This window comes from Microcoleus sp. D3_18a_C4 (assembly GCF_036702415.1).
Lineage (GTDB): Bacteria > Cyanobacteriota > Cyanobacteriia > Cyanobacteriales > Microcoleaceae > Microcoleus.
This window is the reverse complement of sequence record NZ_JAUBTI010000062.1, coordinates 34,364-41,505: the sequence shown is the minus strand read 5'-3', so window position 1 is coordinate 41,505 and position 7,142 is coordinate 34,364. Positions and strand designations below refer to the sequence as shown.

General features: G+C 44.9%; 4 protein-coding genes. 3 read left to right on the top strand and 1 reads right to left on the bottom strand.

The features are described 5' to 3' along the window. Window positions 1-172: 172 nt before the first annotated feature. On the bottom strand, window positions 173-1,261 hold the full coding sequence (ald, locus tag QUB16_RS22605; RefSeq protein WP_333319568.1) for an alanine dehydrogenase: 1,089 nt from the start codon (window positions 1,259-1,261) through the stop codon (window positions 173-175). Window positions 1,262-1,730: 469 nt separating this feature from the next. Here ald and QUB16_RS22600 point away from each other — a divergent pair, with 469 nt between their 5' ends. The 3 genes from QUB16_RS22600 (at window position 1,731) to QUB16_RS22590 (ending at window position 7,091) form a co-directional block, all read left to right on the top strand. Further along, the gene (locus QUB16_RS22600) at window positions 1,731-3,002 is read left to right on the top strand and encodes a transposase (protein ID WP_333319566.1); all 1,272 of its coding nucleotides are present in this window, start codon (window positions 1,731-1,733) and stop codon (window positions 3,000-3,002) included. A 618-nt stretch (window positions 3,003-3,620) separates the two neighbouring features. Continuing rightward, the gene (gene ltrA / locus QUB16_RS22595; protein ID WP_333319564.1) at window positions 3,621-5,327 is read left to right on the top strand and encodes a group II intron reverse transcriptase/maturase; all 1,707 of its coding nucleotides are present in this window, start codon (window positions 3,621-3,623) and stop codon (window positions 5,325-5,327) included. A gap of 225 nt (window positions 5,328-5,552) precedes the next feature. Then, on the top strand, window positions 5,553-7,091 hold the full coding sequence (locus tag QUB16_RS22590; RefSeq protein ID WP_333319561.1) for a DEAD/DEAH box helicase family protein: 1,539 nt from the start codon (window positions 5,553-5,555) through the stop codon (window positions 7,089-7,091). Window positions 7,092-7,142 lie beyond the last annotated feature (51 nt).

Below are 7,142 nucleotides of genomic sequence, written 5' to 3'. Positions count from 1 at the left end.
GCGTCCCCGCTCGCGTATTGTACAATACGCGAGCGGGGACGCTCGCACTGTAAATGCAAAACTGAGATGCTCCCGTGTAGTTGAGTAGGGTGCGTCAGATCGCGTCCGGTTATTAATAATCCACAAGCTTTGATCTGACGCACCGTACAAGATTTGCTGAAACAAGGGGAATCTAATCAGCCAAATCGGGGAAAACCTCGCGCACGGCCGGATGCACCAATCGGTGATTCTGCACGTTCAATCCCTTCGCCAAACTCGGATTCATTTCCAAAGCTTTAATCCCGTTATTTGCCAACTGCAAAACATAAGGCAAAGTGCTGTTATTCAAAGCTTGAGTCGCAGTCCAAGGAACGGCACCGGGCATATTTGGCACGCCGTAATGCACAACTCCTTCCTCAACATAAGTGGGATTTGTGTGTGAAGTTACCCGCAAAGTTTCCACGCAGCCACCTTGGTCAACGGCTACGTCAACTATCACAGAACCGGGGTGCATCTTCGCAACAAATTCGCGAGAAACCAGCACTGGAGCTCTTTTACCTAAGACCAAAACCGCACCGATTAACAAATCAGCATCGGGAACAACTGCTTCAATTTGCAAAGGACTGCTGTAGAGGTATTCTACTCTGGAACCGAACAGAGTTTCCAAGTAGGCTAAGCGATCGACATTTACGTCTAAAATTTGCACTCTCGCGCCCATTCCTACAGCAATTCTGGCTGCTTCTGTGCCGACAATGCCGCCGCCCAAAATCACAACTTTACCCGGTCTTACCCCCGGTACACCACCCAAAAGTATGCCCCTGCCGCCTTGCTGTCGTTCCAGAAACCGAGCTCCGAACTGCACGGCCAAACGCCCTGCAATAATGCTCATCGGCGTCAGCAGTGGCAATTTTCTGTCCGGGAGTTCGACGGTTTCGTAGGCGATGGCCTGGACTCCGCTGCTAATTAAATGCTCAGTTAATGTGCGCTCGGCAGCCAAGTGCAAATATGTAAACAGCAACTGCTCTTTTTGAATCAGCGGATACTCAGCAGGCAGCGGTTCCTTAACTTTAACAATTAGTTCGCGCTTCCAGACATCGGAAGCCTTTAAGACAATCTTAGCCCCTGCTTGAACGTAGTCCTCGTCGGCGAAACCGGCCCCAGCACCAGCATTCGTTTCGACAAAAACTGCGTGACCTTTGTCCGAACAAGCCCGGACACTTGTGGGACTGAGCCCGACTCGAAACTCTAAATCCTTGATTTCCTTGGGGACGCCTATTTCCATCTATAACCTCAAATTTCAGCCATACGTCGATCGAATCTAGCCTAGCAATTATTCCATCGGCATAATACCATTTGAGATATTAGATTTTGAAATCCCGGTTTAAATCCCCGACTTCTTCAAGAATTCGGGGCTCGGGAGATACTAGATTGGGAAATCATGCTGTGCTAGGCGAACAATTTTTTGTTTTTCAGCTACTGCGATCGCAATTTTCCCAATTTATCATTTTCCATAAGTCGATATATATGCAGTCAAAATACTCATCTTATCAGTCACCAAAAAACTGGGCGGAGCGTAGCGGAGGGCTGAAGCCCCGTCCGTTCAGGACGGCTTTTCCTTACTCTTGAGGCTCCTGATTGACTCTAAATACATCAGTTTTAGTTCTACCTACAGATTTGCAGTGAGCTTCAACAATTGCAAATTTAGATTCCTGAATCTAAAAAGTTTCAACATTTTTTCATAAAATTTTCCGGTGTTTTGCTGTATTATATTACAACAAAGAGGACTACTCATGTTTGGCTGTCAACAAAATGTAATTCTGGCTGATTCAGATGTTCAAGCTATTCTTGAATACCTGTGTTCCGAAGCTGCCAAGCTTTCTAATTGCGGAACTTACTATGGCCGCCAGCTATACTTTAAAACTGGTAAAATCCCAAGCCGTGCTCAGTTGCACAAAGTTTTGGGGACTGAAAATCGGAACCGACACTATCAAGCGTTCTACTCTGATACTGCCCAACAAATATTGACGGGCGTAGCAGAGTCTTTTAAGTCATTTATGGGATTACTAAGAGCTTTTAAAAGTGGGGTAATTACGGAACGCCCGAAACTACCAAAATATCGTCAAGGCGGAAGGGCACTTGTGACATTTACAGGTAGGTCGGTAAAACTCAAAGATGGAATGTTGAGATTCCCCCTTGGAAGCAAGGTTAAAGCGTGGTTCGGCTTAGATGCGTTCTTTTTACCGATACCCTCTAATCTTGATTTTAAGTCGATTCGAGAGTATCGCATTCTTCCTCGTAACGGCTGTTTCTACCTAGAATTGGTCTACAAAGTAAACCAAATACAGGCAGATATAGACCCGACTAAGTGCTTAATGATTGACCACGGCGTAGATAACTGGCTAACTTGCGTGAGCAATGTCGGTACAAGTTTTATTGTTGATGGCAGGCATTTAAAATCGCTCAATCAGGGATACAACAAACGGGTGGCATTTCTGATGAAGGGAAAAGCCAATGAATTCTGGTCTAAAAGACTTGCCTGCTTAACAGAGAAACGTAACCGCCAAATGCGAGATGCCGTCAACAAGGCAGCAAGGAAGGTAATAAACCACAGCTTAAAAAATCGGATAGGAACGATTGTATTCGGCTGGAATAAGGGACAAAAAAAATCTGCCAATATGGGAAACACAACTAATCAAAAGTTTGTGCAAATCCCTACGGGCCGATTAAAAGATAGAATTGCTCAACTTTGTGAGCAGTACGGATTGAAATTTGTGGAAACGGAAGAATCTTATTCATCCAAAGCGTCGTTTGTTGATAATGATTCGCTACCTACATTCGGCGAAAAACCCGAAGGGTGGCTTCCAACTGGCAAACGAGTTAAGCGTGGTTTGTACAGAACAGCTCAAGGTTGGTTGATTAATGCAGATTGCAATGGTTGTGGGAACATTGGTAGAAAAGTAGCGATAATGCTTGGACTCGATCTAAGCGGAATCGGTAGGGGTGCTTTGGTGCGACTCGTTTAACCCAAAATAAGGGCTTAAACCCTTATGGGACGGTTAGCCTAGCCGATTAACTCGGTTAGTGACAACTGATTGCATATATAGGTGAGACTCTGTGAGTCAAGTCCTATCCCTCAAGTGCAGAGGTGAAAGCATATCCCCTAGTTTGACTGGTAGCAACAGTCAGGTTAAAGCGGGGATAAAAGGCAGAACTACTGAGAGCCAAACTCGGTAACTGTCGAGCAAGAATCCATGCGTAGCGCAAGCAAAGATGTGTCCGAACCATCGTCACCCTAAATGGTGTAATGGCTAAATCAAGGATAAACCTGTTGAAAAACACAGTAAGACCTGATTAACACGCCCGCCAAAAGGCAAGGATAGGGCATAAGCGGATCAAGTCCCGACTTATAAGCACAAGCCTACAAAACCCGGTGGAAAGCATCACGCTAAAGATTCAACCAATGTGCAATCGGAACGAAGTAACCAAACTAATTATCTCTGGAAAGGTCGATAACCAGTAAGTAGCTAACGAATGATAGTTAGGGGCGGGATTGTATCAAAAGCAAAAGCCTCTTTGTAATGTTGAGGATATGCTGACAGATACACGGTAATTTCAAAGATAGAGTCCTAGTAGCAATATATATGTCTAATACGCAGAACAATCTGACGGTGGAATGGAAAGACCTCAACTGGCGAAAGTTAGAAAGGGTTACTTTCAAGTTGCAAAAACGAATCTATCAAGCGAGTAAACGTGGTGATGTTAAAGCAGTTCGTAAACTTCAAAAGACCTTGATTAGGTCTTGGTCTGCAAAGTGTATTGCGGTTCGTAGGGTAACTCAAGACAACAAAGGAAAGAATACGGCAGGAGTGGATGGCGTTAAATCGTTAACCCAAAAGCAACGAATCAACCTGGTAGGCAAGTTAAAGTTAACAGGTAAAGCAAAACCCACTCGTAGGGTTAATATTCCTAAACCTGGAACTACTGAAACTAGACCGTTAGGCATCCCAACGATAAACGACCGCGCATTGCAAGCGTTAGTTAAACTAGCGTTAGAACCAGAATGGGAGGCTAAGTTTGAGCCAAACAGTTATGGTTTTCGACCAGGACGTTCCTGTCACGATGCGATTGAAGCAATATTCGACAGTATTAGTAAAAAAGCCAAATATGTACTAGATGCTGATATTGCCAAATGCTTTGACCGTATAGACCATAAAGCGTTACTCTCCAAAATACACACATACCCCACCTTAAACCGCCAATTAAAGACATGGCTCAAAGCAGGGTACTGTGTAGGACATGAATTATTCCCTACTAATGATGGTACTCCACAAGGCGGGGTAATCTCTCCCTTACTTGCCAACATTGCCTTACATGGTATGGAAGAAAGAATAAAACAGTACGCGGAAACACTAAAAGGATGCAAACGGGATAACCGTTACGCCCTTAGCCTAATCCGTTACGCTGATGACTTCGTGATAATCCATGAGGATTTAAGCGTGGTCAAGAAATGTCAGGAGATAATCGCAGATTGGTTAAGTGATATGGGATTGGAACTGAAACCAAGTAAAACAAAATTAACTCACACCCTTAATGAAATAGAAGGAAATGTTGGGTTTGAGTTTTTAGGATTCCATATACAGCAACACAAAGTAGGAAACTATCGAAGTGCTAAAACATCAAAAGGAAATCCGCTAGGTTTTAAAACACTAATTACCCCCTCCAAAACCAAGGTTAAATTACATCTAACCAAGATTACCGAAGTAATAGACACCCATAAAACTGCCCCGCAAGCTGCTTTAATAAGCAAGCTGAATCCAATAATTAGGGGATGGTCAAACTATTACTCGACAGTTGTCAGCAAAGAAATATTTTCAAAAGTTGATAACCTAACCTGGGGAAAGATAAGAGCTTGGGCAAGAAGTAGGGGAAAAGGGAACATCAACAAGGAGAAATACTGGAGAACAGTAAGCGACCGTAATTGGTGTTTCAGTACAGAAAACGGAGTGGAATTACTCACCCATGCAAGTACGCCAATCGTAAGGCATACAAAAGTCAAAGGTGAAGCCAGTCCATTTGATGGAAACTGGATTTATTGGAGCAAGCGTAGAGGTGAATACCCAGAAACACCCAACAGGGTTGCATCATTAATCAAGCGTCAAAAGGGTATTTGTCCTCACTGTGGTTTATACCTTACCAGTATAGACATTGTAGAAGTTGACCATATTAAACCAATCTCGTTAGGTGGAAAAGATACCTACGATAACTTACAACTTCTACACAAACACTGCCACGACACAAAGACAGCAACAGACGGGTCAATACGCTCTAAAGGAAGTGTTAAAACCTGATAGTTGGTCTTGAATCGTATCCGTACCAAGGATGGAATTATCAAGGAGCCGTGTGAGGTGAAAGTCTCACGCACGGTTCTGAAGGAGAGGTTAGGGGGGTAACTCCCTAATCGACTCTAACTCAGCGCCTTTAAGACTTAAATTATGGTCTTAAGAATCCCCGCAGCTTCAGCGCGGGGATTGTCAATTATAATTTAACAGCAGCGACTCAGGTCTCCAAAAACAATGCCACGTTTACCTACTTTAACATTCGATCGCGGAACTCTATTGCTGCACCCGCCGCCCAAAGGCAGAGACTGGGTGGACTTTGCGACATGGGACGATCGCGTGGAAAAATACCGCATTCGAGCAATTCACTACCGCCCGCTGGTAGAATGCCTCCAAGCCGAGTGCATTCACTTCACCGACGAAGCGAGGGGATACGAACTACTCGAACTCGTACCCAGCGTGGAAATGCAGCCTTACCCACATCAAGAACAGGCCCTCGCAGCTTGGCAGGAAGCAGGAAGCCAAGGAGTAGTCGTGCTCCCTACCGCTTCCGGCAAAACTTATCTGGCACAATTAGCCATGCAAGTCACTGGTCGCAGTACATTAATTGTAGTACCAACTCTCGATTTAATGCACCAGTGGTATGCTAATTTAAAAGCAGCTTTTCCCGACATCGAAATCGGATTGTTGGGCGGAGGTTCGCGGGACAAAACGCCAATTTTAGTCGCAACCTACGACAGTGCAAGTATTCATGCAGAAACCTTGGGCAATAAATACGGTTTGCTGGTTTTTGACGAATGCCACCATTTGCCAACGGACTTTTATCGAGTAATTTCCGAATATGCGATCGCGCCTTTTCGACTGGGACTGACAGCTACACCCGATCGCACAGATGGCCGCCACAGTGATTTGCATTTTCTCATCGGCCCGACAGTATTTAGCAAAAGACCCGAAGATTTGGCAGGCGATGCTTTAGCCGACCATAAAATAGTTCAAATTATGGTAAAACTGTCACAAGAAGAAGCATCTCGCTACGCCGAATTAATCAACATTCGCAACGACTTCTTAAAACAGTCTAACATCAAAATATCTAGCCTCGATGGTTGGAAACAGTTTATCATGGCAAGCGCGCGATCGCCCCTAGGACGGCGCGCCATGTTAGCCCACCGCCAAGCCAAAGAAATCGCCCTTTGTACCGACGGAAAACTGCGAATTTTAGCCAAAATACTAGCAGAACACTCTCCCCAGCGCACGCTAATTTTCACCGGAGATAACGCCACAGTTTACCGAATTTCCCAAGAATTTCTCATCCCCACAATAACCCACCAAACCCCAGTCAAAGAACGCCACGAAATCCTCGATCGTTTTCGCAGCGGCGAATACAAAACCCTCGTCGCTTCCCATGTCCTCAACGAAGGAGTGGACGTTCCCGACGCTAGAATTGCTATCATATTGTCAGGTACCGGCAGCGAACGCGAATACATTCAGCGATTGGGTCGAGTTCTCCGCAAAAGCAGCGATGTAAATAAGTTAGCAATTCTCTACGAAGTCGTCACCGAAGACACCAGCGAAGAAAGAACATCCCAGCGCCGCCGAGGAGGAATGCAGCCTCACCAACCCCAACCACAAACACAAATAGAACCGCCAAAGCCAGAATATCAGAAATTAGAAATTGTCAAACCGACACCCATTTACGGAGTCAACCGAGAGACAACCAAAAAAGCAGCAGAATCACCCGCAAAATGGGGAGAAGACAATGATGAAATTCCCTGGTAGTAAGCTTAAACTATTTCTGAAGACTCTCTTTCTTTCTCTCTCTTCCCTTCG

What these genes read in the sequence shown, in the direction of transcription:
- ald (WP_333319568.1), bottom strand. Translation starts at nt 1,261, where the DNA reads ATGGAAATAGGCGTCCCCAAGGAAATCAAGGATTTAGAGTTTCGAGTC.
- ltrA (WP_333319564.1), top strand. Translation starts at nt 3,621, where the DNA reads ATGTCTAATACGCAGAACAATCTGACGGTGGAATGGAAAGACCTCAAC.
- QUB16_RS22590 (WP_333319561.1), top strand. Translation starts at nt 5,553, where the DNA reads ATGCCACGTTTACCTACTTTAACATTCGATCGCGGAACTCTATTGCTG.